The organism is Falsihalocynthiibacter sp. BN13B15, from assembly GCF_041205415.1.
GTDB classification, from domain to species: domain Bacteria; phylum Pseudomonadota; class Alphaproteobacteria; order Rhodobacterales; family Rhodobacteraceae; genus Falsihalocynthiibacter; species Falsihalocynthiibacter arcticus.
This window is the reverse complement of record NZ_JBGFCE010000004.1, coordinates 91,975-117,601: the sequence shown is the minus strand read 5'-3', so window position 1 is coordinate 117,601 and position 25,627 is coordinate 91,975. Positions and strand designations below refer to the sequence as shown.

Genomic DNA, 25,627 nt, shown 5'->3' with positions numbered 1-25,627 from the left:
TGATTGACGAGTCAATTAAAAACCAGCATTTCTAATATGGCAACCCCTTGGAGGAAATGATGCCAAAACTTGGAATGGAGCCTATACGACGCGCGGCTTTGGTGAAAGCGACGATTGATGAGGTCGGCCTCGCCGGATCACTCGAAGTCACAGTCAGCCAGATCGCGAAACGGGCGGGCGTTTCCAGTGGTTTGGCGCATCATTATTTTGGGGGAAAAGAGCAAATTTTTCTCGCGGCAATGCGCCATATCCTCAGTGTGTACGGGGCTCAAGTGCGTGTGGCTCTGTCAATTGCGACCACACCAACGGAACGGCTTGAAGGTATTATCCTCGCCAGCTTTGAAGCCAGTAATTTTCGTTCCGAGGTGGTCGGTTCATGGTTGAATTTCTATGTTTTGGCGCACCGTTCCGTTGGGGCAAAACGGCTGTTGTCCATCTATCAGCGGCGTTTGCGCTCCAACCTAATACATGATCTGCGCCCCGTCATTCCCGCTTCTCAGTTGGAAAACAGTGCGCAGGGAATCGCCGCGCTGATCGACGGATTGTATATTCGCCGCTCTCTAGGGGCGCAGAATACGTCCGACCCAATCAGCATCACCAAGATCTATTTGGCGAGCATACTAAATCAAAAGGAAGTCAAATGATGCAGCAACCAATCGCCAGCCATTTTGTCGACGGAGCTTATCTTGAGGATACGTCGGGCACCAAGATTGATGTCATTTACCCCGGAACTGGCGCGAAAATTGCGACTGTCTATTCGGCCACGCCCACTATTATTGACGCCGCCCTGAACAGCGCGGCACGGGCGCAAAAAACGTGGGCGGCCTTGAGTGGAACGCAGCGAGGCCAAGTCTTGCTACGGGCCGCCGAGTTGATCCGCGCTAACAATCATGCCCTTTCGGTTTTAGAGACGTATGATACCGGTAAACCGCTCCAAGAAACGCTTGTTGCGGACGCGACCTCTGGGGCCGAGGCGCTGGCCTATTTTGGCGGGTTGGCCGCCAGCATAACCGGCGAGTACATTCCCCTAGCGGACGGCGATTTCGTCTATACATCCCGCGAGCCGATCGGCGTATGTGCGGGAATCGGTGCGTGGAATTACCCAACCCAAATCGCTTGTTGGAAGGCTGCTCCCGCTTTGGCGTGTGGCAATGCACTGGTCTTTAAGCCCAGCGAAATGACACCCCTTTGTGCACTGAAGATCGCTGAAATCATGATGGAGGCGGGCGCACCTGCGGGCCTCTTTAACGTCATTCAAGGCCTCGGGGATGTCGGGGCCGCCTTGGCGTCGGATTCGCGGGTTGATAAGGTTTCCTTAACGGGTTCTGTGCCCACGGGCCGTAAAGTTTACAGCTCAGCCGCTGCGCATATGAAGCATGTCACTATGGAGCTTGGCGGCAAATCTCCGATACTGGTATTCGATGATGCGGATATCGAAGCCGCTGTTGGCGGTGCAATCCTTGGCAATTTTTATTCATCCGGTCAGGTATGTTCAAATGGTACGCGGGTTTTTGTGCAAAAGGGTATCAAACACGCGTTCCTCGCGCGCTTGAAGGAACGTTTAAAAGGCGTCGTCATGGGCGATCCATTGGATGTAGCGGTTAATTTCGGCCCCATGGTGAGCGAACGCCAGGCAGAGATTGTCGAAGGGTATATTGCAAGGGGCATGGCTGGCGGGGCAACCCTTTTCGCCGGTGGGTCCAGAAATGGCTTCACCATTGCGCCAACCGTTTTCAGCGATGTGACCGACGATATGATCATCGCCAAAGAGGAGATTTTTGGCCCTGTCATGGCCGTATTGGATTTTGAAACCGAAGAAGAAGGTCTTCGTCGTGCCAACGCCACGGAATTTGGCCTTTCGGCCGCCGTTTTTACCCGTGATTTGGCGCGTGGTCACCGCGTGGCTGCCGCTCTTGAGGCTGGGACCTGCTGGATCAACACCTACAATCTCGCCCCCGTGGAGGCCCCGTTTGGCGGTGTGAAGGCCAGTGGTGTGGGACGCGAAAACTCCAAAGAAGCCATCCACCACTACACCCAAGTCAAGTCCGTCTACGTTGCCGCAGGAGGTGTTGATGCGCCATATTGAAACGCGTGTTCAAGTTCAACTTCGAAAGGTAAGGTATTGTTGTGGAAGCTGATTATGTCATCGTAGGCGCGGGGTCTGCTGGTTGTGCTTTGGCCTATCGGCTAGCCGAAGCAGGCAAGGATGTGTTGGTCGTTGAGCATGGCGGAAGTGACATCGGGCCTTTTATTCAAATGCCTGCTGCGCTGTCTTACCCGATGAATATGAAGCGCTATGATTGGGGGTACATAAGCGAACCCGAACCCCATCTGCGCGATCGGAAACTTGCCTGTCCGCGCGGTAAAGTCGTGGGGGGGTCTTCTTCCATCAATGGCATGGTTTTTGTGCGCGGTCATGCGCGCGACTTCGATTATTGGCAGGAATCTGGCGCGACGGGTTGGTCCTATGCCGACGTTCTTCCCTACTTCAAACGGATGGAACATTGGCATGATGGCGGCCACGGTGGCGATACAGAATGGCGGGGCAATAATGGCCCTCTTCATGTGACGCGCGGCCCCCGAAAAAACCCGCTATTCGCTGCATTTGTTGAAGCGGGAAAGCAAGCTGGCTATCCCACAACAGACGATTACAACGGTGAGCAGCAAGAAGGCTTCGGGCCAATGGAGCAAACGGTCTTCGGAGGGCGCAGGTGGTCTGCGGCCAACGCTTATCTGCGGCCCGCTTTGAAGCACAAAAACTGCAACCTGACGCGTGCCTTTGTTGAGCGTGTTGTTATTGAAAACGGCCGTGCGATTGGCGTTGAAGTCATACGGAACGGCACAAAAGAGGTTATTTCGGCGCGCAAAGAAGTCATCCTTTCGGCGTCTTCCATTAATACACCCAAACTCCTCATGTTGTCTGGGATCGGCCCCGCCGAGCACCTTTCTGAGCATGGAATTGAGGTGGTTGCGGATCGCGCGGGTGTTGGACAAAATCTACAAGACCATCTCGAGTTGTATTTGCAATTTGCTTCATTGAAACCCATAACCCTGTATAAATATTGGAATTTGGTGAGCAAGGCCATCATTGGCGCGCGCTGGCTTTTGTCAAAAACGGGCCTTGGGGCCTCAAATCAGTTCGAGAGCGCGGCGTTTATCCGCAGTCGTGCTGGCATTGAATATCCGGACATCCAGTACCATTTTCTTCCGATTGCCGTTCGATATGATGGCAAGGTCGCCGCCGAGGGGCACGGCTTTCAGGCTCATATGGGGCCGATGCGCTCAAAAAGCCGTGGCTGGGTAAAACTGGCAAGTTCCGACCCCGCCGATGCGCCAAAAATTCAGTTTAACTATATGTCTGATCCACAAGACTGGGCTGATTTTCGAACTGGAATTCGCCTCACGCGCGAGATTTTCGCTCAGGAGGCCTTCGGTCCCTACGTGAAGCATGAAATCCAGCCGGGCGTGTCGCATCAAACCGATGAGGAGCTTGATACATTCATCCGCGAGGAGGCCGAAAGCGCCTATCACCCCTGTGGAACGGCACGGATGGGGGCCGCAAACGACCCGCTCGCCGTGGTAGATCCAGAATGTCGGGTTATTGGCGTTCAGGGTCTGCGGGTGGCCGATAGCTCGATTTTTCCTCGGGTGACAAATGGCAATCTAAACGGGCCTTCGATTATGGTTGGCGAGAAGGCCGCGGACCATATTTTAGGGGCCGGAATGCTTGCGAAAGATACCTCGAAACCATGGATTAATCCAAACTGGGAAAATGATCAACGATAGGTGGTAAAGTTTGATCCGTATCAAAGAATTTGGGGTGAAACTCAAGCATGTTTGTTAAGAAACCAACAGGAGAAAACATATGTCCCATACCCCACACGAACTCGCGGAAGAATTTCCTGAGCACGTGGAAAAAATGCATGCTTTGAAGTTGAGCGATCCGCATTTTTCCCGCTTGGCTGACGAGTATCACGTATGTAATCGAGAAGTGCACCGCGCAGAAGAAAACGTTGAGCCAACCGACGCGCTAAACGAGCAGGAAATGCGCAAGAAACGCATGGCTTTGAAGGATCAAATCTGGGCAATACTCTCCGCTTAGCTGGTCATAATTTTTCTACGTCGAGAAGCTAACCTTCTGGCTTCTCGACTATTTCTTGAAACTTTTCGAAAAACTTAGCGGTCATTTTCTTTGCGAAACCATCGATAAGGCGACTGCCGAGTTGTGCAATTTTGCCACCAACTTTCGCTTCGACCTCATAGGTGAGTTCAGTGCCTTCGTCGACGTCGCGCAGTGTCACAACGGCTTCACCTTTGGCGAAACCTGCGACACCGCCTTTGCCTTCTCCGGAAATTTTGTACCCGTTTGGCGCATCGACATCCGAAAGGGTAACTGCGCCTTTAAAGGTTGCTTTTACGGGACCAACTTTCTGTTTTACAACCGCTTCAAAACCTTCCTCGGCTGAGCCTGTTAACTCTTCACATCCGGGGATGCAGGCCGCGAGCGTTTCTGGGTTGTTTAGGTGGGCCCAAACCGTTGCGCGGTCGGCCGCGAGGATGCGCGTGTCGCTGAGTTCCATGTCATCTTTCCTTTGAGAATTTGGGCAGGTTATTGAATTTCATAGGGTAGGATACCCCGTGCGTTGTGGTCAACTTTTAGCCGCGCTTCGAGTGGCGGGACCGATCTTTGATGACAATTCGGGCGCTCACATATGCGGCAACTTACGCCGATGGGTTCAAAGGCCCGATCATTTTTCACGTCGAAGTCGTCAGCGTAAACAAGGTGTTCTGCGTGTTTAACTTCACAACCCAAGCCGATGGCATAGCGGCGGACGGGCGCCTTAAACGAGCCTGCTGGCTTTGAAACATCGCGGGCGAGGCAGAAATATTTAAGCCCATCAGGGGTTTGCGCTAATTGTCTGAGAAAACGTCCTGGTGTTTCAAACGCGCGATGCACGTTCCAAAGCGGGCAGGCTCCGCCATAGCGGGCAAACTGCAAGCGAGTGGCGCTATGGCGTTTTGTTATCGTGCCGGCCTGATCGACGCGTACGAAATAGAACGGAACACCTTTGGCACCCGTGCGTTGAAGTGTGGATAATCTGTGGGCGACTTGCTCAATGGATGCGCCAAACTGTGCTGCCAAAAGTTCAAGGTCGTGCCGTGTCTCGCGTGCGGCGTTCAAAAAGGCGTGGTAGGGTAAGAGGACAGCCCCTGCAAAATAGTTGGCGAGCCCGATTTTTGCTATCTCGCGCGCCTCTTCTGTTTGGAACCGTGCCAGATCCAATGTCGCCTCCAGAAGTTCGTTTTGTGTTAGGAAGGCGAGTTGCAAAAGGAGTTGGAATCGTCTCGTTGGTGGCGAAATAAATTTGGAGAGAGTTAGGGTGCGGGTAACAGGGTTGAACCCTCTTAAAACGGTATCACCCTGAAAGTCTACCTGAATACCAAGCGCATTCAGAGCATCCGTCGCGCGGTCTTGCGACGTGATACCCCCATGCTCAGGGTCGGCGACCCGTTCGGCCGCGCGATCAACCGCATCAATGTAATTATCGCAATAGTGAAAGAAGTCGCGAACTTCTTCCCACGGGCTTGGGGCGATGCGGCTATCTTCGCGTCCCAAAACCTCGTCGAGTGATGCGAGGCGTTCGTGGCTTTGGCGGTAGGCGCGGTGGAGGTCCAAAAACGCACGGGTTAGCGCAGGTGCGTTTGATGCGGCCAGACGCATATCCGCGAGAGGTGGTGGCCCGTCAGTGAAAACGGGGTCCGCAAAGGCTTCGCGCATATCACTGACCATCCGTTCGGAATCACCTATCGAAAGAGTTGTAACATCAAAACCAAATTCCTGCGCGAGTGCCAAAACCGCACCCGTACTGATCGGACGCTTATTGTTTTCCATTTGGTTGAGGTAGGGGAGCGAAACCCCCAGTTTTTCGGCAAACGCCTTCTGAGTAAGCCCCAACTTAGTGCGCGTTTCCCGAAGCTTTACCCCAGCGTAGAGTTTTTGAGTTGCCATTTTCGCCTTTGCCTCCGAGCTTTGCAGTTTTGCCGATCGGTCTTCGAGTTTTGCAAAGTTAACCGATCGTTTGGATTCGACGCAAGACGAAAAGGATAGAAATGACACCCATGACAGAGGAGGCGAGCATGAGGGTGACCAAGGGGAGGGGGCCCGCGTCAGGGCTTAGGAGGGTGCCAGCAAAGGCCGAAAGTGCCGCGCCGCCGCCAATCATGATCGCGCCACCAATTCCGCTTGCCGTTCCTGCGAGATGTGGGCGCACCGACAGCATGCCTGCGTTTGCATTGGGCAACACGAGGCCGTTTCCTAGGCCAATAAATGTCATAAAGGCAAAGAAAATTTCAACTGACCCCTCGGAAAATGCGAAGGTTAAATAAGAGGCGCCCATGCCCGCGGTGCAGAGTAAACTTCCCCACAGGATCATTTTGTCGATGCCGAACCGTCGCGAGAAGCGGCCAGAGATATAATTCCCAGCGAAATAACCGAGCGCGGGAGCACCAAAGTATATGCCTGTCCATTCAGGGGGGAGAAGGTACACTTCGCTCGCAATATACGGTGCCCCGCCGAGATAGGCGAAAAAAGATCCTGATGCAAAAGTGGCGCAGGCAACATAGCCCCAGAACCGAAGGGAGCTGAAAAGTTCTGGGTATTGGCGGACCTGTTCGCGGAAGCTCGCGCTGGTTCTGGATGCGGTTTCGCCTAAATCATAGAAGGTAAGCCAAAGGAGGCCTAGGCCGAGAATGAACATCATCCAAAAGCTGGCTTGCCAGCCAAATTGGGTGTCCAAGACGCCGCCGATCGCTGGGCCAACCATCGGGACAATCGACATGCCCATGGTTAAGTAGCCAATCATTGAGGCGGCTTCGTCTTGTCCAACCATGTCACGAACGATAGCGCGTGAGAGGACCATTCCTGTTACTATTACGGCCTGTAACATTCGGAAAGATAAGAATATCTCAACTGAGGGTGCATAAATACATCCAAGGGTCGCGATAAGGAAGATCACAATTCCGCCTAAGATGATCGGGCGACGACCAAACCGATCGGAAAGGGGGCCGATGAAGACCTGCAAGATCGCGTTGACGCCTAGATAAAGGGCTACGGAGAGCTGAATGAGGCGGTAATTGGTGTCAAAATGGTCTGCCATGCCAGCGAGGGATGGCAGGAAGATATTCATCGAGAGCGCTGCTAGTCCTGCGAGGAGGATTAACGTTCCGAGATTTGGTGGGGTGGTTCGATCCAAAAGCCGAACGGTGGGTTTCTCATCCATTCGAAAGATGTAGAGGCGCGATTTGAGAATGTCCATTGGCGATGCGCTGAAAGTGGAGATTTGCATATTTGCAGTATTCAACTGAGTGTTGCAAATGAGTTTGCAAATATTCTGAATTCACCTTTGGCTTTTGCCATTGGGTGGGTATGGTCCAGCAATAGATAACGAATCCCGACCGGAGGACGTCCCATGAAAGATGTTGACACCCAGCTCGCTGAGCGCCGCGAGCAAGCCCAACTGGGCGGCGGTCAGCGCCGCATAGATGCGCAACACGGCAAAGGGAAATTGACGGCGCGTGAACGTGTTGAGCTTCTGCTTGATGAGGGCAGCTTCGAAGAGTTAGACATGTTCGTCGCACATCGTTGCACCGATTTTGGTATGGAAAAACAGCGCCCGGCAGGCGATGGGGTTATTACCGGCTGGGGCACCATCAACGGCCGTATGGTCTATGTGTTCTCTCAGGATTTCACCGTTTTCGGAGGGTCACTTTCGGAAACCCACGCCCAAAAGATATGCAAGATCATGGATATGGCGATGCAAAATGGCGCGCCCATTATTGGCATTAACGACTCGGGCGGCGCACGGATTCAAGAAGGTGTTGCCAGTCTTGCAGGTTATGCCGAAGTGTTTCAGCGCAACATTATGGCCAGCGGTGTTGTGCCACAAATTTCTTTGATTATGGGGCCATGCGCTGGTGGCGCGGTGTATTCACCTGCGATGACCGACTTTATCTTCATGGTCAAAGACACGTCCTATATGTTTGTGACGGGCCCTGATGTGGTAAAAACCGTGACAAATGAGGTTGTGACCGCCGAGGAACTTGGCGGCGCGTCCACCCATACTAAGAAGTCCAGCGTTGCCGACGGCGCGTTTGAGAATGACGTCGAGGCCCTCACCGAGGTGCGCCGTCTTGTGGATTTCCTTCCCCTGAACAATCGTGGAAAGCCACCTGTGCGGCCATTTTTTGATGCGCCGGATCGGATCGAGGAAAGTCTCGATACGCTTATTCCTGAGAACACAAATACGCCCTACAATATGAAGGAGCTGATCCACAAAATCGGCGACGAGGGCGACTTTTATGAAATCCAAGAGGATTTCGCAAAGAACATCATCACTGGTTTTATTCGGCTCGAAGGTTCTACCGTCGGCGTCGTTGCGAACCAGCCGATGGTGCTGGCGGGCTGTCTTGACATTGATAGCTCTCGTAAGGCAGCCCGCTTTGTCCGTTTCTGTGACGCCTTTGAAATCCCGATCCTGACTTTGGTTGATGTGCCCGGCTTCTTGCCCGGCACAAGCCAAGAGTACGGCGGGGTGATCAAACATGGCGCTAAATTGTTGTTTGCCTATGGCGAGGCGACCGTTCCCAAGGTGACCGTAATCACCCGAAAAGCCTATGGTGGCGCCTATGATGTGATGGCGAGTAAGCACCTGCGCGGCGATTTTAACTACGCATGGCCCACGGCCGAAATCGCGGTGATGGGGGCCAAAGGGGCAACTGAAATCATTCACCGTGGCGACATCGGCAATGATGAAAAAATCGCGGCCCACACGGCGGACTATGAGGCGCGTTTCGCCAATCCGTTTGTGGCCGCCGAGCGTGGTTTCATCGACGAGATCATTCACCCGCGCAGCACGCGTAAACGGGTGGCGCGCGCGTTTGCCTCTTTGCGGAATAAGAAGCTCGAAAATCCGTGGAAAAAACACGACAATATCCCGCTGTAAGTCAGCGTGAAGTGGCCCAACCCTTTAATTAACGGAATGCACCGTGCGCAGAAAATGGCATATTCAACGATCGTCAGATAGGCTCGTGCTTTCGCGACGTGGCGAAGTTGTCTTTGATGTGTCGGCACAAAGTGTCTTTCCCCTCTGTGCGCGCGGTCGGTTGGCGCAGCAGATTCGGCAAGATTTGTGGCGAGCCTTGCAAGATTTGCGCGGGTTTTCCCCAGTGATTTTGATTGAAGGGCAGGGCGCAGAATTGCATGTCACGGCAGGTGGCGAAGTCGCTGCCAAAACCTTCCCAAAACCCGCTATAGAGGCTCAGATTTCAGCACTCCTTGCAGACCCAAAATTGCGGGCGCGGTGGCTGCGCCATGCCGCAATATCCGCAGACGCGGTGGACGCATGAAGCGGCTTTCCATTGTCTTGTGCGGGATCGGGAGCGCGGCGTTGGCTGACCCCATTGCGGTGCCGTCGGGGCAATCCATTGAATTCAAACAGGTGATTTGGGCGGAGGAGGCAGAAACACCGAATGCAATTTTTCGGTTTGTCGCGCCAGAAATCACCCGCGACGGCACTGGCATTGAGTATGACACCGCGGCAGAAGATATTCTGTTTCTGTGTGAAACTTTTGCCCTGCCGCGCGTCTTGGCGGCGAATGTCGGGGGCGAAGTTGGCCTTGTCATTTCGCTTTCTCAACAGGACCTCGCATTTGGTGAGGCAAACCCAGATATCCTTCAGTTCTTTGATAATTTTGTGGTCCGCGACGCCACTTGTGACTGGGGAGATGTCTGATGGGAACTTCGTTAGGCTTATGTAATGGCGGGATAAAACATGCATTCGTGCATCAAATCGCCGCCAAATATCTGCGGGGGGTTTTCTTTTTTAGGCGGGCGGATACTGTGGGGACAAGCTTAACGCATTTCTTTTGGAGAATGCGCGAGACGCTTGGCGCATTCGCTTCGATTGCGTCTTTCAAGAACAGTACAGGGAGACATATATGTCCAATTCTATCAAAGCTCTATTCGCCATTGGTCTTTTGTCTTTGGTTGCGGCCTGTGGCGGCGCTTCCGAAGAAGAAACAGTATACGTTGAAGTTGAGCCAATCGTCGAAGAACCGACAATGTCCAAATACTAAAACACAAGATAGGCAGGGCGTAAGTCCTGCCTTCCCCTCGGCTGCAGTTCGAGGAGCCGAATTCAAATGTCCTCGGATAGTTTCGACCGTTTTTCCCTCAGATTTTTCCATTCTTAGCATTTCCCCGATGAACTTGCCTGCGGCTTCCACTAAGCTTGCGCGAATTCAAACAAATAGGGGTATTCCATGTTAAAACATCGCGGCTTTCCCAGTCGCCTCACAGGCACTGATTTCCACTTCACTATTCGGCGCGACAATAAAAAAGGCCCAACACCACTCATTCGCCGCGAGCGCTATGCGGATCGCCGCCCCGCGGATCGGCGGGCGGATGCGGGATTTATCCTCGCTCTGTGGACGCACTTCGGTAACGAACCCTTTGAGCGCGGGAACTTGGATTCGGGGCGTCTGAGTTGGTTTTTCGGACGCGAAGTCATCGCCGCCGAAGAGCCCTTTGATCCCAAAAGCTATGAGGCGATGCTCGTAATCAACGAGCCTGTCGCGCGAGCGAATTTCCCAGACGCCTTTGTGAGCGTGGATGAATTTGACCCCGATGACGAGGAGTACTAGGCGTGTTTTTGCTTATTTCTCAGATACATCGGCAGGTTTCGGCCCATCTTAGGGGGAGTGCAAGCAATGGGCTTCCCAGTGCTGCTACTCTCGTGCAGGCTGTATTTGTAGCGGGTCTTTCTATTCTGTGGCTCGCTGCGACGCGCTCCGCGCGTCACCCTTCCCCTTCTGGGCTCGGCTCTCCCCAGGTCGAGCCCATTTTCGGGAAAATACGGCGTACGCGCCTCCCCATTTACGCATCATATCCAACACGACCCAAACATCGCTTGGGACGTAGGTTTGCTTTTTCGCGCGTTGTTTCGCGCGTATTGGCCCCAAGTTAAGGAAAGTCCCATGTTTAAAAAGATCCTCATTGCAAATCGCGGCGAAATTGCCTGTCGTGTTATTAAGACTGCCCAAAAAATGGGGATCAAAACCGTAGCGATTTATTCAGACGCGGATCGTCGGGCGCTGCATGTGCAAATGGCGGACGAGGCCATTCACATTGGGCCCGCGCCTGCAAACCAATCCTATATCGTCATCGAGAATGTTTTGCGTGCGGTGAAGGAATCTGGGGCGGACGCCGTACATCCGGGCTATGGCTTCCTAAGCGAAAACAAGCTTTTTGCTCAAGCGTTAGCCGATATTGGCGTGGCTTTTATTGGCCCACCTGTGAATGCAATCGAGAGCATGGGCGACAAGATCACCAGTAAGAAAATCGCCCAAGAAGCGGGGGTTTCGACGGTGCCTGGCTATATGGGGGTGATCGCGGACGCGGATGAGGCGGTAAAGATTTCCAATCAAGTCGGCTACCCCGTTATGCTTAAGGCGAGTGCGGGCGGTGGTGGCAAAGGCATGCGAATTGCATGGAATGACCAGGAGGCGCGCGAGGGGTTTCAATCCAGTAAAAACGAAGCCGCCAACAGTTTTGGCGATGACCGGATTTTTATTGAAAAATTCGTGACACAGCCGCGCCACATCGAAATTCAGGTGCTTGCAGATAGCCATGGCAATGCGATCTATCTGAACGAGCGCGAGTGCTCGATCCAGCGCCGCAATCAAAAAGTCATCGAAGAAGCGCCGAGTCCATTTTTGGATGAAGCCACCCGCAAAGCGATGGGGGAGCAGTCTGTCGCTCTTGCGCAAGCGGTCGGGTATGCGAGTGCTGGGACCGTTGAATTTATTGTCGACGGAGCGAGTAAATTCTACTTCCTTGAGATGAACACCCGTCTGCAAGTCGAACATCCGGTAACGGAATTGATCACAGGCGTTGATCTTGTTGAGCAAATGATCCGCGTGGCCTTTGGCGAAGTGTTGCAGATCAAGCAAGACGATGTTCAGCGCAACGGGTGGGCCATCGAAAGTCGCCTCTATGCCGAAGACCCCTACCGCAATTTCTTGCCCGCGATTGGCCGTTTGACACGGTATCGTCCGCCCGAGGAAACCGTGAGTGACACCGTTGTCGTTCGCAATGACACGGGCGTCTATGAGGGCGGCGAAATCAGCATGTATTACGACCCGATGATTGCCAAGCTTTGCACGTGGGCTCCAACGCGCGAAACGGCGATCGAGGCGATGCGGGTTGCCTTAGATAGTTTTGAAGTCGAAGGGATTGGCCATAATCTTCCGTTTCTATCGGCCGTCATGGATCATCCAAGGTTTGCGTCGGGGAACATCACAACAGCCTTCATCGAAGAGGAATATCCCGATGGTTTTGACGGGGTTTCCCTGTCCGAAGACGCCTTGCGCCGGATCGCAGCGGCGACTTGCGCGATGTATCGCGTATCTGAAATCCGTCGTGCGCGCGTCTCAGGACGGATGGATAATCACGAGCGTAAAGTCGGTACGGAATGGGTTGTTGCCCTTCAAGATCAAGCGTTTCCTGTCTCGATTTCAGCCGACCCAAAAGGTGCAAATATTTCGTTTGAAGATGGTGAAACTCTGCGCGTGGTAAGTGACTGGGTTCCAGGGGATCGCCTCGCAAGATTGCAAATCAGTGGCGTTGATTTAGTCCTTAAAGTGGACAAAATCACTTCTGGTTTTCGCATTCGTAGCCGCGGGGCGGACATCAAAGTTCGGGTTCGAACACCGCGACAGGCGGAACTTGCGCACCTTATGCTCGAGAAAATTGCACCCGACACCTCACGCCTGTTGCTCTGCCCAATGCCGGGCTTGATTGTGAACGTGAATGTCGCCATTGGAGATACCGTGCATGAGGGGCAGGCGCTTTGCACCGTTGAGGCGATGAAAATGGAAAACATCCTACGGGCGGAAAAAGCTTCGACGGTTGCAAAAATCAATGCACAAGCGGGCGATAGCCTTGCAGTTGACGACGTGATTATGGAGTTCGAATAAAGTGGATGCCCCTTACTGCAAAGCTCGAGGATTAACAACACGACGTTCTTTTTCTTCTTCTAGGCGCAGGGGCATTTTATCGATTGCACGGATCAATTCTCGTGCACTCCACGGATGGGGTTTGCGTTGTGCAATCGTGCCATCTTTGTCCATCAGAACCATCATAAACCCGTGGGGACGGATGGCTATACGTACATCACTTTCTGCCGTGGGATCGGTGTCGACCACCACCACTACATCGCGGGCAACAAGGGCTGGCCACTGCTCTTGCAGCATTTCCAGTTGGCGCACAATTTGTGGATCATCGGGACGCATTGCAAAGAGCAAAATTGGACGCGAAACCCATTTTAGGTCTTCCAGCGTCGTATCCTGTGCGTCAATGGGTTCAAAAGGCCGTACGTCTTGGGCTAAAGCCGAAGAAGAAACCCCCGCTACTGCAAGGAAAACTAAAGTTAAAATTTTCATGTGTCGCCTTCCGTTCGTATCAAACATAGGCACTCTTGAGGCGTTTGCACAGGGGCAGTGGTGGCGGTCTTGTGGTTTTTTTCCTGTTAATCCTATGATTACGGATCGTCTGTAATGTTATTCCTGATCACATATGCGCGGCGCCTGGGGGCCCGCCTGTTTGGTAAAAGGAAGAACAGAATGGATGTCATTCTCCACGTCGGTGCGCATCGCACCGCGACAGCAAGCTTGGCCGTTTTTTTTGAGCAAAACAAGGACGAAGCACGTGAGCAGCGCGTCGCTTTTTGGGGGGGCGACCGCACCAGAAGTGGCCTGTTTTCCGGTCTCATGGCCCATAAAAACAGCATCATGCCCGATACGCCACGCCGTCGCGACCGTGCGACACAACTTATTCGTATGGAACTGGATCGGCTGGAAAAATCTGGCGTGCATCAACTCATCGTGAGCGAGCCTTCGATGATCGGCACAATGATGCAAAACCTCCAAAGCGAACGCCTGTATCCCAACTTTCAGCCGCGGCTCTCACGATTCTTTGATGCTTTTGGCGATCATTGCTGCCAAATCGCTTTTTCATTACGCTCCTATGAAGGTTATTGGACCTCAGCGTTGGCACATGCGATCCCACGTGGACTGGCTATTCCTAGTGAAAATACCGTGGATAGGCTCGTGACACAGCCCCGGCGCTGGAAAACACTTATCAGCGAGGCGAGGGCGGTTTTCCCCTCCGCCGAAGTCCTTGTTTGGCCGTTTGAAGCTATGGCGGGTCATCCGGTTCGCCAAATAGCGCTCATGACGGGGGCAACGTTCCAACCCTCACGGGCAAACGCGCCTTGGGTCAACGCAGCGCCCAATAGGCGGGCTATTTCAAGGGCCCTGATTGAGCGCAATACCCCTGTGATTTCGGGCACTAATTGGCCACCATTTCAGAACCACCATAGGCAAGTGCTGCGCGCCCAGTATCACGAAGACCTTGAGTGGTTAAAAACCAATAACGACACTTTGATATCCTATAGTGAAACCGCTGGGAAACATCAGCGTTTCGATAATTTGACTGACAGTCAGGATGTTGCGGACAACAAGCCCGCCTACCTAAGAGGACACCCCAATGACAGAGAAGAAAGACGCATGGTCTGAACTCGCCGCCCGCGAATTGCGTGGGCGACCAATTGATGATCTGACATGGAATACCCCTGAGGGAATTGCCGTAAAGCCACTCTACACGGCTGAGGATTTGGAGGGATTGGACCACCTCGGTGGCGTGCCCGGAGCAGCACCCTTTACGCGCGGCCCGAAGGCCACAATGTATGCGGGGCGGCCTTGGACTATCCGCCAGTATGCTGGTTTTTCAACGGCCAAAGAGAGCAATGCATTTTACCGAAAGGCGCTCGCTGCTGGTCAGCAGGGTGTCTCGGTAGCCTTTGATTTGGCAACCCACCGTGGGTACGACAGTGACCATCCGCGCGTCGAGGGGGACGTCGGCAAGGCGGGTGTGGCGATTGACTCTGTTGAGGATATGAAGATCCTTTTTGACGGGATTGAGCTGGATAAAGTCAGTGTTTCCATGACTATGAACGGTGCAGTTATTCCCGTTTTGGCGAGCTTTATTGTGGCAGGTGAGGAACAAGGTGTGGATCGTAGCCAACTTTCGGGCACCATCCAAAATGACATTCTCAAAGAGTTCATGGTGCGCAACACCTATATCTACCCCCCCGAACCGAGCATGCGTATTGTCAGCGACATTATCGAATTCACCAGTCAGGAAATGCCAAAATTCAATTCAATTTCGATCTCTGGATACCACATGCAAGAAGCTGGCGCGAACCTTGTGCAGGAACTTGCCTTTACCCTTGCCGATGGCAAAGAATACGTCAAAGCCGCGATAGCCAAGGGGTTAGACGTTGATGATTTTGCTCCGCGCTTGTCGTTCTTTTTCGCCATTGGAATGAACTTTTTTATGGAAGCGGCGAAACTGCGCGCCGCACGTTTCTTGTGGCATAAAATCATGTCGGAATTTGCACCGAAGAAAGAAAATTCTTTGGTGTTGCGGACCCATTGCCAAACGTCGGGTGTGAGTCTTCAAGAGCAAGACCCCTACAACAATATCGTCCGCACAGCCTATGAGGCCATGAGTGCGGTATTGGGAGGGACGCAATCTTTGCATACGAACTCCTTTGATGAAGCGATTGCTTTGCCTACAGATTTTTCGTCCCGCATCGCACGTAACACCCAATTAATTTTGCAAAATGAAACGGGTGTAACGAACGTCGTCGATCCGTTGGCAGGGTCATACTATGTGGAAAAACTAACCTCCGATTTGGCCGATGAAGCTTGGAAACTAATCCAAGAAATCGACGAGATGGGCGGTATGACAAAAGCCGTGGCAACTGGCATGCCAAAGTTGCGCATTGAAGAAGCCGCGGCGCGACGTCAGGCAGCGGTTGACCGCGGTGACGACGTGATTGTTGGGGTGAACAAATTCCGTTTAGCGCAACAGGACCCAATCGATATCCTAGATGTGGATAGCGTGGCCGTTCGGGTCGAACAAGTTGCGCGGCTCGCAAGCATCCGGCAGAGCCGTGATGCCGCCGCCTGTGAAAACGCCCTCGCGGCGCTTGAACAGGGGGCGAAAACGGGTGAGGGGAATTTGCTTGCGCTTGCCGTCGATGCGGCGCGGGCTCGGGCTACTGTGGGAGAAATATCCATGGCCATGGAAAAAACATTTGGGCGTCATCGGGCGGAAGTTAAAACCCTCTCTGGCGTCTATGGCGCAGCATATGCTGGTGACGAAAATTTTGCCGCAATTCAAAAATCGGTTGATGATTTCGCTCAGGAAGCAGGTCGCCGTCCTCGGATGTTGGTCGTCAAAATGGGGCAGGATGGTCATGACCGTGGGGCAAAAGTTATTGCTACTGCTTTTGCGGATATTGGGTTTGATGTGGACGTCGGGCCGTTGTTTCAAACGCCGGAAGAGGCTGCACAGGATGCGATCGACAACGACGTACACATCGTTGGGATTTCCAGCCAAGCTGCGGGACATAAAACACTTGCGCCTAAACTTATCGAGGCTCTGAAAGCGCAGGGGGCCGAAGAAATTATTGTCATTTGTGGGGGCGTAATTCCGCAACAAGACTATGATTTCCTTTATAAATCAGGTGTGAAGGCAATATTTGGCCCCGGCACAAATATTCCACAGGCCGCACAAGAAATATTGCGTCTCATTAAACCCTAAGGCATTTATTGAAGGGGGCGTCATCAAAGAACGCCCCTTTGCCACAGGATTGAAAATTATGCCGCTTGAAATAGATCACTTTGCAATTGCCTGTGAAACCCTTTCACAGGGGGTGGAATATGTGCAAGACACATTGGGAATTGCGTTGTTAGGGCAGGGGCAACACCCCAAAATGGGAACACACAACCGGCTGCTTTCATTCGGGCCAAATATCTATCTCGAAGTCATTTCGGTAGATCCAAACGCGCTTCGCCCCCCTCATCCGAGGTGGTTCGATCTTGATTCCTTCTCTGGAAATCCGCGCGTCACTAACTGGATCTGCAGAACAAATGACCTAAAAGCCGCCATTGCAAATTCCCCTGAAAATGTTGGACAGCCGATGGCCTTTGAGCGCGGAAAATACCGGTGGGATATGGCCGTTCCCGCAGATGGAAAGCTTCCGTATGATGGGTGCTTTCCTGCGCTCATTCAATGGCATGGCAACGCCCATCCCGCTTCTGAATTGGCGGATGTGAACTGCCGTTTTTTGTACGCAACAATTCAACACCCAAATACCACCGAACTCACATCGTCCCTTGAACCTCTTCAGCCACCAAAAGGAATTCGGTTTGTACAGGGTGACTTACCGGCCTTCGCAATATCAATTGAAACACCTACCGGTGAGCGCACTCTCAAATGATCCGCATAGCCACTCCACTTGATATCGACGCAATTCTAGACATCTGGAATCCGATCATCCGCGACAGCGTTTTTACATTCAACTCCCAGCAAAAGACGCAGGCCAACATGGTTGTCCTCCTGGAACAGAAAGAAAATGCTATGGAGCCGTTTATCGTCTCCGAACTAGACGGAAGGATTTTAGGATTTGCGACGTATGGCCAATTTCGAGGCGGGAACGGGTATAGATTTACCGTCGAGCACACGGTCATCGTTGGCGAGGGGAACTCTGGACTTGGGATTGGACGATCTCTTTTACAAGTTATTGAGAAACATGCGAAAAACAGGGGAATGCATTCAATGATTGCAGGCGTTTCCGCAGATAATACCGTAGCAGTTCTTTTCCACGCAGCTATCGGCTATAGTGAAATCGCGCGTCTTCCTGAAGTTGGGAGAAAGTTTGACCGCTGGTTTGATCTTGTGCTGATGCAAAAGCGCCTATAGCCCTGACATTAATCATTTGATCTGATAGGTTTTTCACTATGTCGATTTGGACCCGTATTGCCGACGCACTATCGGCCCTTTCTAAGGGCGAAAGCCTTTACGAAGTTTTCGATCGGCTGAGCGCCCCTCCTGAACGTAGCGTTGGTTTTACGATCGCAGTGATTGCCTTGGGGGCCAAAATGGCGAAGGCGGACGGACAAGTCACGCGCGACGAAGTTGCGGCTTTTCGCGAAGTTTTCCACATTTCCCCTGAAGACGAAGCAAATGCAGCCCGTGTTTTCAACATGGCGCGCACGGATACCGCTGGTTTTCAGGACTATGCCAAACGCATCCGGCGCATGTTTGGGGCCGACCACACCGCCCTTTGTGACCTCATGGAAGGGTTGTTTTACATTGCTATGGCCGATGGGGAATACCACCCTTTCGAAGATGAATTCCTCGTCGAAGTGGCAAGAATATTTGAGATGGATGACCGTGAGTTCCGCGGATTGAGGGCGCGGTTTGTTCCTGATGCAGAGCCTGATCCTCATGATGTCCTTGGCGTTTCACCCGCAAATTCACAAGCAGAGATTCGAAAAGCTTGGCGCGATTTGGTGCGCGAAACGCACCCAGATCGCCTGATCGCACGGGGCGTGCCCGTCGAAGCTGTGAAGCTGGCAGAAAAACGCCTGATTGCGATCAACCACGCGTGGGAAGAGCTAAAAAGGGACGCCGCTTAATGCGCCTTGCAACATATAATACGGAGTGGTTCTCGGCTTTGTTTAGCCGCGACAACAAATTGCTGTATGATGAGGAGCCTTCGCGGCGATACAAGACAACCCGTCGGGAGCAGATCGAGGCGTTAGGCAAGGTATTTCAGGCGCTGGACGCGGATGCTGTCATGGTTATCGAGGCTCCCGAGACTGAAAAGAAACGCTCGACAGTCGCGGCTTTAGAACAATTTTCCGCCGATTTTGACTTGAGAGTCAGCAAATGTGTATGCGGGTTTTCCAACGACACCCAGCAAGAAATAGCCTTGATGTATGATCCGAGGAAACTCTCTGCCGTTCATGATCCACAGGGGGGCGAGCCGCCTCTCTCTCCCCAGTTTGATCAGGAATTTCACATGGATATCGATGTGGACGGCATGGAAGATTCGATTGTTTTTTCAAAGCCGCCCTTGGAAATAACCCTGACGACACAAAGTGGAGAGACGCTTCGTCTTATTGGTGTACACGCAAAATCTAAGGCGCCCTATGGGGCGAAGGACAAAGACGAAGAAATCCGCATTGCGATTGAGAACCGTCGCAAGCAATTGGCGCAATGCATTTGGGTGCGACGCCGCGTTGTCGAGCATTTAGGGCGCGGGCAAGACGTCGTGGTCATGGGGGATTTTAACGACGGTCCCGGTTTGGATGAATATGAAAAACTGTTTGGCCGTTCCGGAGTGGAAGTCGTTTTGGGTGAGGGTGGGAATAACTGCCTTTTTGATCCGCATGCCTCTGCTGGCCTTACCCAGAAATTTGGCGGAACTCCAACAACATCGCGGTTCTACATCGCCCACCAAAAACGCTATCTTGGTTCCTTGCTTGATTACATAATGGTACCGCAATCGTTACGCGAACGCGCGCCTGTTTGGCGGATTTGGCACCCGTTTGATGACCCTAAAATCTATAGTGATCTCCCTTTGCGCGAAGCACTCCTAGTAGCTTCTGACCATTTTCCTGTGTCTTTGGACATTGACCTATAACGCTTAAAGAATCACCAATCATTTGCTAGGGTGGCAACATGAGACATTTTTGTTTTGCCATTGTTGCTGCCTCTTTTGTTGCGTTTCCAAGTATAGCGGAACGGCAGGGAGAACCCGATGGTGCTGACCTATTAGAGCAAGGGTTGCAGCTATTGTTCAAGGAATTACTGTCGCAAATCGAGCCTGCCTTGAAGGATTTTGAGACCTTTGGCGATGAACTTGGGCCAAAAGTTCAGGAGCTCATCGAAATGATCGATGATTTCCGGAATTATGAAGCACCCGAGAAAATGCCGAACGGCGACATTATCATCCGTCGTATTCGCCCTCTCAAGGAGGGGGAAATCGAACTTTAACCTTTAGAAAATTCCACGCTGGCGTTGGATTCTAGGGCTGAAGCCAAAGCATTGAAACGCGAGGCCGCTACCTCCCCAAACAAGTCCTGATATTCGGGGTCGAGATGCAACACCAACTCTTTTTTCTTCGGGTAAAAGCGTAAACTGGCAACCGCATTCAGGTGTTTGGTCCAAAACATCGCCCCAAACCGCATGGCTTTGCCCAAGGTCTCGGCGTCGGTTTTTTGCTTTGGCGTGAGCATTTCAAACAGGGGTGCAAAGCGTGACGTTTCGCTTTTGTTTTTGTAGCGATGCAGTAGGGCGAGCCCCAAAAATATACGTTCGCGATGTTTTAAACCACCAAGGTTTGCGCGGGTGGTGTTGTCAAAACAAACCTCGCCGCGAAAATCCGGATGGGCGCGCCAACTGACATCATGAAGCAAACAGGCCGCCTTAATAAGTCGCTTGGTTTCCTCGGGCGCAGATTTGTAGAGCGGCATGATGAAGTCATACAATTCGCGGCCAAACCCAGGGGAACGCGCATCTTTGGCCTCCGCGGATCGGCAGGCTTCGATTAAAGGGTCACGGCGCCGCACCCGTTTTGGCATTTGCTCATAGAGCATTCCTTCGCGGATTCCATAGCTGGAAATAGCGATTTCTTTTGGTTTGAACGTTTTTAGCAATTGTTTGAGTACTTGGCTCGCGATCGGAACCAGCGCCATACGTTCGGACGACGTATTGGTGCGGCTCGCCAAATCGTCGAGATCGTTTTCGGCAATCCATTTTGCGGTATCGAGTACCGATCTTGGTGTCATCCGATATTCATGGAGAACCGGAAGTGGATAGTTGCGCCGCTCCATGTCTAAACGCGCAATCGCTCGCCAAGAGCCTCCTACGAGAAATAGCCGCTTATCGGTGATCGGCATCTGATTGTGCAGGTCTTCGATCACGGATTTAATATGGGCCTTCTGGCTTTTTTTCGTCTTGAAACCCATGAGCTTCAAGGGGCCGAGGTCGCTTGAAACGCAATAGCCCACGCCGCTGGCTTTCAGTTCCGCAAGCTCCATCGAAGAGCCGCCAATGTCACACACCAGCCCTTTGGCTTCAGGCCAGCCGAGCAGGACGCCCTGTGCTGAAAGGCGTGCTTCTTCTTTTCCGTCGATGACAAATAGGCGGAGGCCAGTTTCCCGAGTTATCTCCTCCCGAAACTCAGGGCCGTCCTCCGCCTCTCGCACCGCGGCCGTGGCGACGGCTGTCAACGGTGCGATGTTCATCCCCTCTGCAAGGCGCTGGAAACGCTTGATTGCAGCGAGGGCACGTTTGCGTCCTTCGGGATTTAGGCGGCCGGTTTCGCCGAGCCCGGCCCCAAGGCCACACATAATTTTTTCGTTGTAGAAGTAGGCAGGGCTGCGCGCCGCACCGTCAAATACAACAAGGCGAACTGAGTTTGACCCAACATCAACCACCCCTACACGCCTTAGCGCATGCGCAGAGGGGGACTCGAAAAGTGGTCGTCCAAATGGGCCCCAGAGATCTTCGGCCAAATCGACGTCACTCATGTGTGTCTCCTTCAATTCTTAGGCACCTTGCCTTGAGAATATGCATATTGTCAATCTTTGGAATGCGCCAATTCTGGCACATCCGCCGCCCCAGCTTTGCCCCTGCCTGAAAGCGAGGGGTTCTCCATAAAGAAGCGGTGACAGTTGAAGGATATCCCGCCTCCTTCATGGGGTGGACGAGTGTAGGACCCATCGGGTGCCAATATCCAACTCTGCGCCACATCCGCCATATTCGCGGCCATGATTTGGCTCACAATCTGGGCCTTTACTGTCGCGTTAGTGATTTGAACCAGAGTTTCAACGCGCCGCACAAGGTTGCGTCCCATCCAATCCGCGGAGGAGATATAGACTTCGGCTTTTTTGCTGGGGAGGCCGTGGCCATTCCCAAAACAAACAATTCGAGAATGCTCCAAAAAACGACCGACAATAGATTTCACCCGAATATTCTCGGACAACCCTTTGATTCCTGGGCGTAATCCACAGATTCCGCGCACAACAAGACTAATCTTCACGCCCGCTTGTGAGGCGGCATAAAGCGCGTCAATGACGTCCGGATCAACCACCGAGTTCATCTTGGCCCAAATTTCCCCTGTTTTGCCCTCTTGCGCGAATTTCGCTTCACGGGCGATTTTTTCAAGCAGCGTGGATTTTAGGGAAAGCGGAGAGATCGAAAGGTTTTCCAACCCGACAGGTTGCGCGTATCCGGAAAGGTAATTGAAGACTTTTGTTGCGTCACTTCCGAGCGCACGGTCGCAGGTGAAAAACGACAAATCCGTGTAAATTCGGGCCGTAATCGGATGATAGTTGCCAGTGCCATAATGCGTATAGGTGACAAGCTGGTCGCCTTCACGCCGCACAACAATGCTGATTTTCGCGTGGGTTTTATAGTTGATGAAACCATATACAACATGGGCTCCTGCGCGCTCTAGGCGGCGAGATTGGCGGATGTTTGCGGCTTCGTCAAAGCGGGCTTTTAGCTCGACAAAGGCAGTGACGGATTTCCCCATATCGGCCGCTTCGCAGAGCGCTTCAACGATTGGGGATTCGCGGCTTGTGCGATAGAGGGTTTGTTTTATGGCCACAACATCAGGATCGCGGGCGGCTTGATCAAGGAAGCGCACGACCATGTCGAAGGTTTCGTAAGGGTGATGCAGGAGCATGTCTTTTTGACGGATCGCCGCAAACATATTGCCGTCATGGTCCTGAACGCGTTCGGGAACACGCGGCGTGAAGTTTGGCCACAAGAGGTCTGGGCGCTCGTCGATCACCAGCTCCGCGAGGTCGGACGCCCCCAAAAGCCCCTCTGTTTCAACGACTTCGTCATAGGAAACATGAAGCTCGTCGGCGATGAGTTTGCTCAGGGCCTTTGGTGCACCGTTCGAGATTTTAAGGCGAATTACCTCACCTCTGCGGCGCCTTTTCAGAGCCACTTCAAACTCGCGGACCAAGTCTTCGGCCTCGTCTTCGACCTCTAGGTCGCTGTCACGCAGGACACGGAAAACACAACTTCCTTTGGCCATGTATCCGGGAAACAAGCTGTCTAAATGTAAGAGGAGCAGCTCTTCCATGGGTAGGAAACGATATTGCCCGTCTTCGCTTGGCAAGGAAATAAACCGTTTGATTTGGGCTGGTACAGGCAAGAGCGCTTTGAGGGTGCGGCCATTTTCTTTGCTCTCAAGCTGCAACGCAAGCGAGAATCCCGTGTTCGCAATGAAAGGGAACGGATGCGCGGGATCGATGGCAAGCGGCGAAAGAACAGGAAAAACCTGATCGATAAAATAGACCTTTAGGTATTTCTTGTCCTCAGCAGAAAGCTCGCTGTTTTTGAGAACCAAAATGCCTTCCTGTGCCATCTCACTTTGGAGAGAAATCCACGTTTCCTGTTGTTTGTTCAACAACTCACGCGCGTCTTTGTGAATCAAAACCAGTTGATCCGCAGGGCTGCGTCCATCAGCGGCGGGGGTGGTGTTGCCAGCAAGGGCCAACTCGCGCAAACCGGCGACACGTACCGTGTAAAATTCGTCGAGGTTCGTTGCCGAAATCGATAGAAATCTGAGCCGCTCAAGGAGGGGAACATTGGGGTTCTCAGCTTCTTCAAGGACACGCCAATTGAACGCGAGCCACGACAGCTCCCGATTGAAAAAACGGCGAGGACCCATAAAATCTTGCGGATCTAGGGGAACGGGCGCGGGAAAGGGCGCGGTTAAGAAATCACATTCATTCATACGGACGACCTAAGGGAGTTTTATGACGCTATGATGAAGTTATGCGCCAGTTGTGTGGTTTTTGTCCAGAACATCCAACACTTTGGCGACCAGTGGGCGAGTGATCGCGCGCTTTTCAGAAAGGGCGGTTTGGTCGAGGGCGACACACAACTCACCAATAAACCCGAGCGAGCGTGGGATACGTTTGATGATATAGTCGACGACCTCGGGGGCGACGTGCAATTGGCGATCGTTGAAATGCTTGAGCAAGACTACCGTGAGGAGCATGTCGTCGGGAGCTTGAAGTTGCACGACAGCCGTCCCCTCCATCCGGCTTTTGAGGTCAGGTAGGGCGATATTCCAACGGCTTGGAGCGGTGCGCGCCGTGAGTAACAGGAAATGTCCATTCGCAAGGATTAGGTTGTGCAGATGAAACAACAGGGTTTCGCGTTCGCCATCTTGAGCGATCTGATCTGCGTCCTCAAATGCAAGGGGGGCCTGTGCGAGTTGCTCGATGTTTGAGGCCTCCAGATCGCACGCCTGAAGGATTTGTGCCTGCGTTTGCTCCGCCCAAACGTGAACCAAATGGGTTTTCCCAGATCCTATTTCACCACACAACACGATCTTGCCCAAGGGCCAATCTGTTGGCGCACTTAGGGTCTCCAGAGCATGGGCGTTGGAGGGGGAAACGAAGAAATCTTCGCGGCCAAGGGCCGTCCTTACCGGAAGGTTAAGTGTCAGCTGTCGGGGCATTTTCAGGCTCTTTATTGGATATTTCAGTGCCTTGGTACAGATAGCTTTGGGTGTACCCTTTGATCCCAAATCGCGTCACGACTCCGATTGAGGCAGCAACAGGAACGGCGATAAGCATACCGACAAATCCAAACAAGGTGCCAAAAACAGAAAGCGCAAAGATGAGCCAGACGGGGTGTAGGCCCACTGAGGAGCCGACCAATTTTGGTGTGAGGATATTGCCCTCCACGACCTGACCTATCGCAAAGATGATCGCGACAGAGGCGATGGAGCCCCATTCGCCCCAAAACTGAAAGAGCGCCAAACCAATAGCCAAGCCACCGCCGACAAGCGCGCCAACATAGGGAATAAAGGTAAGCATTCCAGCGACGGAGCCAGCCACAAGGCCAAATTGCAATCCCGCAAGCATCAAGGCAATGGCGTAATACGTTCCTAAAATGAGGCACACCGTGCCTTGGCCGCGAATGAAGCTCGCGAGCGTCCTGTCGATTTCGCTGGCCAAATGACGAATGGTTGGTGCGTGGTCACGTGGCAAAAGCGCGTCGATTTTCGCGGTCATATTGTCCCAATCAAGGAGCAAATAAAACGCAACAACCGGCACCAAAACCAAAAGAACAATGATGTTCACCAAAGAGAGCGCCGAGGCAAAAGCGCCCTCAATCAATGCTCCACCCTTGGATTTCACGGCTTCGCTTAGGGAATTTAACGATTGGCGGATCGTACTTTCACTATTGGCAATGTCGGGGAACTTGTTGGTAATAAAATCACGGATGTTGTTGAAATACTCGGGGACTTTACCAATGAGTTCACTGATTTGGATAACTAAAGTCGGAATAATGAGGAGCGCCATCACCACAAAGACAAGAAGAGACAAGAGGGTAATAATCGCTGTTGCAATGACTCTCGAACAACCTAATCTTTCAAGTCGATCCGCAACCGGATCAAGGAAATACGCAATCGCCCCCCCTAAGAGAAAGGGCAGCAGCACATTCCCAAGGGACCAAAGAACGACGAGAAAAACCGCCAAAGCGATGGACCAATACTTGAACTGTTGAGAACTCGAGAGCGCCATTGGAAATCCTTTGTGTTTCGCCCTATGTTGCGCATTGCCCCAATGGTTTCAAGTGTTTCAGACCTTTTAACGATATTGCATGGCAATT

The 25,627-nt window shown here is 52.6% G+C and carries 25 protein-coding genes; 17 read left to right on the top strand and 8 right to left on the bottom strand.

What is annotated here, in order from left to right:
• Positions 1-59 precede the first annotated feature (59 nt).
• From betI to AB9F26_RS08200, 4 genes are all read left to right on the top strand, one after another.
• Positions 60-644: a transcriptional regulator BetI gene (gene betI, locus AB9F26_RS08215; RefSeq protein WP_369767771.1), complete on the top strand. Its 585-nt coding sequence runs from the start codon at positions 60-62 to the stop codon at positions 642-644.
• Positions 641-2,086 carry a betaine-aldehyde dehydrogenase gene (gene betB, locus AB9F26_RS08210; RefSeq protein WP_335586800.1) on the top strand — a complete coding sequence of 482 codons (1,446 nt, stop codon included), beginning with the start codon at positions 641-643 and terminating at the stop codon, positions 2,084-2,086. The genes betI and betB overlap by 4 nt, the downstream gene beginning before the upstream one ends.
• A 41-nt stretch (positions 2,087-2,127) precedes the next feature.
• On the top strand, positions 2,128-3,786 hold the full coding sequence (betA, locus tag AB9F26_RS08205; RefSeq protein WP_335586801.1) for a choline dehydrogenase: 1,659 nt from the start codon (positions 2,128-2,130) through the stop codon (positions 3,784-3,786).
• Positions 3,787-3,865: 79 nt separating this feature from the next.
• Positions 3,866-4,102, top strand: coding sequence for a DUF465 domain-containing protein (locus AB9F26_RS08200; protein WP_335586802.1), 237 nt, complete (start codon positions 3,866-3,868; stop codon positions 4,100-4,102).
• Positions 4,103-4,130: 28 nt separating this feature from the next.
• On the opposite strand, the gene AB9F26_RS08195 is transcribed toward AB9F26_RS08200, so the two are convergent.
• The 3 genes from AB9F26_RS08195 to AB9F26_RS08185 are packed head-to-tail and all read right to left on the bottom strand — an operon-like array spanning position 4,131 to position 7,280.
• The gene (locus AB9F26_RS08195) at positions 4,131-4,580 is read right to left on the bottom strand and encodes a carbon monoxide dehydrogenase subunit G (protein WP_335586803.1); all 450 of its coding nucleotides are present in this window, start codon (positions 4,578-4,580) and stop codon (positions 4,131-4,133) included.
• A 29-nt stretch (positions 4,581-4,609) separates the two neighbouring features.
• Positions 4,610-6,010: a short-chain fatty acyl-CoA regulator family protein gene (locus tag AB9F26_RS08190; RefSeq protein WP_369767770.1), complete on the bottom strand. Its 1,401-nt coding sequence runs from the start codon at positions 6,008-6,010 to the stop codon at positions 4,610-4,612.
• Positions 6,011-6,068: 58 nt separating this feature from the next.
• Positions 6,069-7,280, bottom strand: a complete 1,212-nt coding sequence (locus AB9F26_RS08185) for a multidrug effflux MFS transporter (RefSeq protein ID WP_039000219.1) — start codon at positions 7,278-7,280, stop codon at positions 6,069-6,071.
• Positions 7,281-7,469: 189 nt separating this feature from the next.
• Here AB9F26_RS08185 and AB9F26_RS08180 point away from each other — a divergent pair, with 189 nt between their 5' ends.
• From AB9F26_RS08180 to AB9F26_RS08155, 6 genes are all read left to right on the top strand, one after another.
• Complete coding sequence (locus AB9F26_RS08180) at positions 7,470-9,002, top strand: acyl-CoA carboxylase subunit beta (RefSeq protein ID WP_369767769.1); 1,533 nt, start codon at positions 7,470-7,472, stop codon at positions 9,000-9,002.
• Positions 9,003-9,087: 85 nt separating this feature from the next.
• A complete protein-coding gene (locus tag AB9F26_RS08175; RefSeq protein ID WP_369767768.1) occupies positions 9,088-9,405 on the top strand; it encodes a hypothetical protein in 318 nt (105 codons plus the stop codon).
• Positions 9,402-9,791, top strand: a complete 390-nt coding sequence (locus AB9F26_RS08170) for a DUF6497 family protein (RefSeq protein WP_369757623.1) — start codon at positions 9,402-9,404, stop codon at positions 9,789-9,791. Before AB9F26_RS08175 ends, AB9F26_RS08170 begins: the two co-directional genes overlap by 4 nt.
• A gap of 205 nt (positions 9,792-9,996) precedes the next feature.
• The gene (locus AB9F26_RS08165; RefSeq protein WP_169798703.1) at positions 9,997-10,134 is read left to right on the top strand and encodes a hypothetical protein; all 138 of its coding nucleotides are present in this window, start codon (positions 9,997-9,999) and stop codon (positions 10,132-10,134) included.
• Between the two features lie 186 nt (positions 10,135-10,320).
• On the top strand, positions 10,321-10,701 hold the full coding sequence (locus AB9F26_RS08160) for a hypothetical protein (protein ID WP_039000167.1): 381 nt from the start codon (positions 10,321-10,323) through the stop codon (positions 10,699-10,701).
• A gap of 333 nt (positions 10,702-11,034) precedes the next feature.
• On the top strand, positions 11,035-13,035 hold the full coding sequence (locus tag AB9F26_RS08155; RefSeq protein ID WP_335586256.1) for an acetyl/propionyl/methylcrotonyl-CoA carboxylase subunit alpha: 2,001 nt from the start codon (positions 11,035-11,037) through the stop codon (positions 13,033-13,035).
• Between the two features lie 12 nt (positions 13,036-13,047).
• Here AB9F26_RS08155 and AB9F26_RS08150 read toward each other — a convergent pair whose 3' ends face one another.
• Positions 13,048-13,500 (bottom strand): DUF4174 domain-containing protein, encoded by a 453-nt coding sequence (locus AB9F26_RS08150; RefSeq protein ID WP_335586257.1) that lies wholly within the window; start codon positions 13,498-13,500, stop codon positions 13,048-13,050.
• Positions 13,501-13,680: 180 nt separating this feature from the next.
• Here AB9F26_RS08150 and AB9F26_RS08145 point away from each other — a divergent pair, with 180 nt between their 5' ends.
• Genes AB9F26_RS08145 through AB9F26_RS08115 form a run of 7 tightly spaced genes read left to right on the top strand, consistent with a single transcriptional unit; the run spans position 13,681 to position 19,972 of the window.
• Positions 13,681-14,634 carry a hypothetical protein gene (locus AB9F26_RS08145; protein ID WP_335586258.1) on the top strand — a complete coding sequence of 318 codons (954 nt, stop codon included), beginning with the start codon at positions 13,681-13,683 and terminating at the stop codon, positions 14,632-14,634.
• Positions 14,606-16,729, top strand: a complete 2,124-nt coding sequence (gene scpA, locus AB9F26_RS08140; RefSeq protein WP_335586259.1) for a methylmalonyl-CoA mutase — start codon at positions 14,606-14,608, stop codon at positions 16,727-16,729. Before AB9F26_RS08145 ends, scpA begins: the two co-directional genes overlap by 29 nt.
• 58 nt (positions 16,730-16,787) lie before the next feature.
• Positions 16,788-17,408, top strand: coding sequence for a VOC family protein (locus AB9F26_RS08135; RefSeq protein ID WP_335586260.1), 621 nt, complete (start codon positions 16,788-16,790; stop codon positions 17,406-17,408).
• Entirely contained in the window at positions 17,405-17,890 is a 486-nt protein-coding gene (locus AB9F26_RS08130) for an N-acetyltransferase family protein (RefSeq protein ID WP_335586261.1), read from the top strand. Before AB9F26_RS08135 ends, AB9F26_RS08130 begins: the two co-directional genes overlap by 4 nt.
• 38 nt (positions 17,891-17,928) lie before the next feature.
• Complete coding sequence (locus AB9F26_RS08125; protein WP_335586262.1) at positions 17,929-18,609, top strand: molecular chaperone DjiA; 681 nt, start codon at positions 17,929-17,931, stop codon at positions 18,607-18,609.
• Entirely contained in the window at positions 18,609-19,619 is a 1,011-nt protein-coding gene (locus AB9F26_RS08120) for an endonuclease/exonuclease/phosphatase family protein (RefSeq protein ID WP_335586263.1), read from the top strand. The genes AB9F26_RS08125 and AB9F26_RS08120 overlap by 1 nt, the downstream gene beginning before the upstream one ends.
• Before the next feature lie 38 nt (positions 19,620-19,657).
• Positions 19,658-19,972, top strand: coding sequence for an AAA+ family ATPase (locus tag AB9F26_RS08115; protein WP_335586264.1), 315 nt, complete (start codon positions 19,658-19,660; stop codon positions 19,970-19,972).
• On the opposite strand, the gene AB9F26_RS08110 is transcribed toward AB9F26_RS08115, so the two are convergent.
• From AB9F26_RS08110 to AB9F26_RS08095, 4 genes are read right to left on the bottom strand one after another with little or no spacing between them, the layout of a single operon-like run.
• Positions 19,969-21,510: a Ppx/GppA family phosphatase gene (locus tag AB9F26_RS08110; RefSeq protein WP_039000155.1), complete on the bottom strand. Its 1,542-nt coding sequence runs from the start codon at positions 21,508-21,510 to the stop codon at positions 19,969-19,971. The genes AB9F26_RS08115 and AB9F26_RS08110 overlap by 4 nt on opposite strands.
• A gap of 50 nt (positions 21,511-21,560) precedes the next feature.
• Complete coding sequence (locus AB9F26_RS08105) at positions 21,561-23,735, bottom strand: RNA degradosome polyphosphate kinase (RefSeq protein ID WP_369767767.1); 2,175 nt, start codon at positions 23,733-23,735, stop codon at positions 21,561-21,563.
• Positions 23,736-23,774: 39 nt separating this feature from the next.
• Complete coding sequence (locus AB9F26_RS08100; RefSeq protein WP_335586266.1) at positions 23,775-24,467, bottom strand: DnaA ATPase domain-containing protein; 693 nt, start codon at positions 24,465-24,467, stop codon at positions 23,775-23,777.
• On the bottom strand, positions 24,445-25,539 hold the full coding sequence (locus AB9F26_RS08095) for an AI-2E family transporter (RefSeq protein ID WP_369767766.1): 1,095 nt from the start codon (positions 25,537-25,539) through the stop codon (positions 24,445-24,447). The genes AB9F26_RS08100 and AB9F26_RS08095 overlap by 23 nt, the downstream gene beginning before the upstream one ends.
• Positions 25,540-25,627 lie beyond the last annotated feature (88 nt).

Coding starts and splice junctions, on each gene's coding strand:
- AB9F26_RS08115 (WP_335586264.1), top strand. CDS start 19,658: ATGAGACATTTTTGTTTTGCCATTGTTGCTGCCTCTTTTGTTGCGTTT.
- AB9F26_RS08195 (WP_335586803.1), bottom strand. CDS start 4,580: ATGGAACTCAGCGACACGCGCATCCTCGCGGCCGACCGCGCAACGGTT.
- AB9F26_RS08155 (WP_335586256.1), top strand. CDS start 11,035: ATGTTTAAAAAGATCCTCATTGCAAATCGCGGCGAAATTGCCTGTCGT.
- AB9F26_RS08165 (WP_169798703.1), top strand. CDS start 9,997: ATGTCCAATTCTATCAAAGCTCTATTCGCCATTGGTCTTTTGTCTTTG.
- AB9F26_RS08150 (WP_335586257.1), bottom strand. CDS start 13,500: ATGAAAATTTTAACTTTAGTTTTCCTTGCAGTAGCGGGGGTTTCTTCT.
- AB9F26_RS08135 (WP_335586260.1), top strand. CDS start 16,788: ATGCCGCTTGAAATAGATCACTTTGCAATTGCCTGTGAAACCCTTTCA.
- AB9F26_RS08095 (WP_369767766.1), bottom strand. CDS start 25,539: ATGGCGCTCTCGAGTTCTCAACAGTTCAAGTATTGGTCCATCGCTTTG.
- AB9F26_RS08190 (WP_369767770.1), bottom strand. CDS start 6,010: ATGGCAACTCAAAAACTCTACGCTGGGGTAAAGCTTCGGGAAACGCGC.
- AB9F26_RS08130 (WP_335586261.1), top strand. CDS start 17,405: ATGATCCGCATAGCCACTCCACTTGATATCGACGCAATTCTAGACATC.
- AB9F26_RS08100 (WP_335586266.1), bottom strand. CDS start 24,467: ATGCCCCGACAGCTGACACTTAACCTTCCGGTAAGGACGGCCCTTGGC.
- AB9F26_RS08125 (WP_335586262.1), top strand. CDS start 17,929: ATGTCGATTTGGACCCGTATTGCCGACGCACTATCGGCCCTTTCTAAG.
- AB9F26_RS08170 (WP_369757623.1), top strand. CDS start 9,402: ATGAAGCGGCTTTCCATTGTCTTGTGCGGGATCGGGAGCGCGGCGTTG.
- betI (WP_369767771.1), top strand. CDS start 60: ATGCCAAAACTTGGAATGGAGCCTATACGACGCGCGGCTTTGGTGAAA.
- AB9F26_RS08110 (WP_039000155.1), bottom strand. CDS start 21,510: ATGAGTGACGTCGATTTGGCCGAAGATCTCTGGGGCCCATTTGGACGA.
- AB9F26_RS08185 (WP_039000219.1), bottom strand. CDS start 7,280: ATGGATGAGAAACCCACCGTTCGGCTTTTGGATCGAACCACCCCACCA.
- AB9F26_RS08120 (WP_335586263.1), top strand. CDS start 18,609: ATGCGCCTTGCAACATATAATACGGAGTGGTTCTCGGCTTTGTTTAGC.
- AB9F26_RS08200 (WP_335586802.1), top strand. CDS start 3,866: ATGTCCCATACCCCACACGAACTCGCGGAAGAATTTCCTGAGCACGTG.
- betB (WP_335586800.1), top strand. CDS start 641: ATGATGCAGCAACCAATCGCCAGCCATTTTGTCGACGGAGCTTATCTT.
- AB9F26_RS08160 (WP_039000167.1), top strand. CDS start 10,321: ATGTTAAAACATCGCGGCTTTCCCAGTCGCCTCACAGGCACTGATTTC.
- AB9F26_RS08180 (WP_369767769.1), top strand. CDS start 7,470: ATGAAAGATGTTGACACCCAGCTCGCTGAGCGCCGCGAGCAAGCCCAA.
- scpA (WP_335586259.1), top strand. CDS start 14,606: ATGACAGAGAAGAAAGACGCATGGTCTGAACTCGCCGCCCGCGAATTG.
- AB9F26_RS08145 (WP_335586258.1), top strand. CDS start 13,681: ATGGATGTCATTCTCCACGTCGGTGCGCATCGCACCGCGACAGCAAGC.
- AB9F26_RS08105 (WP_369767767.1), bottom strand. CDS start 23,735: ATGAATGAATGTGATTTCTTAACCGCGCCCTTTCCCGCGCCCGTTCCC.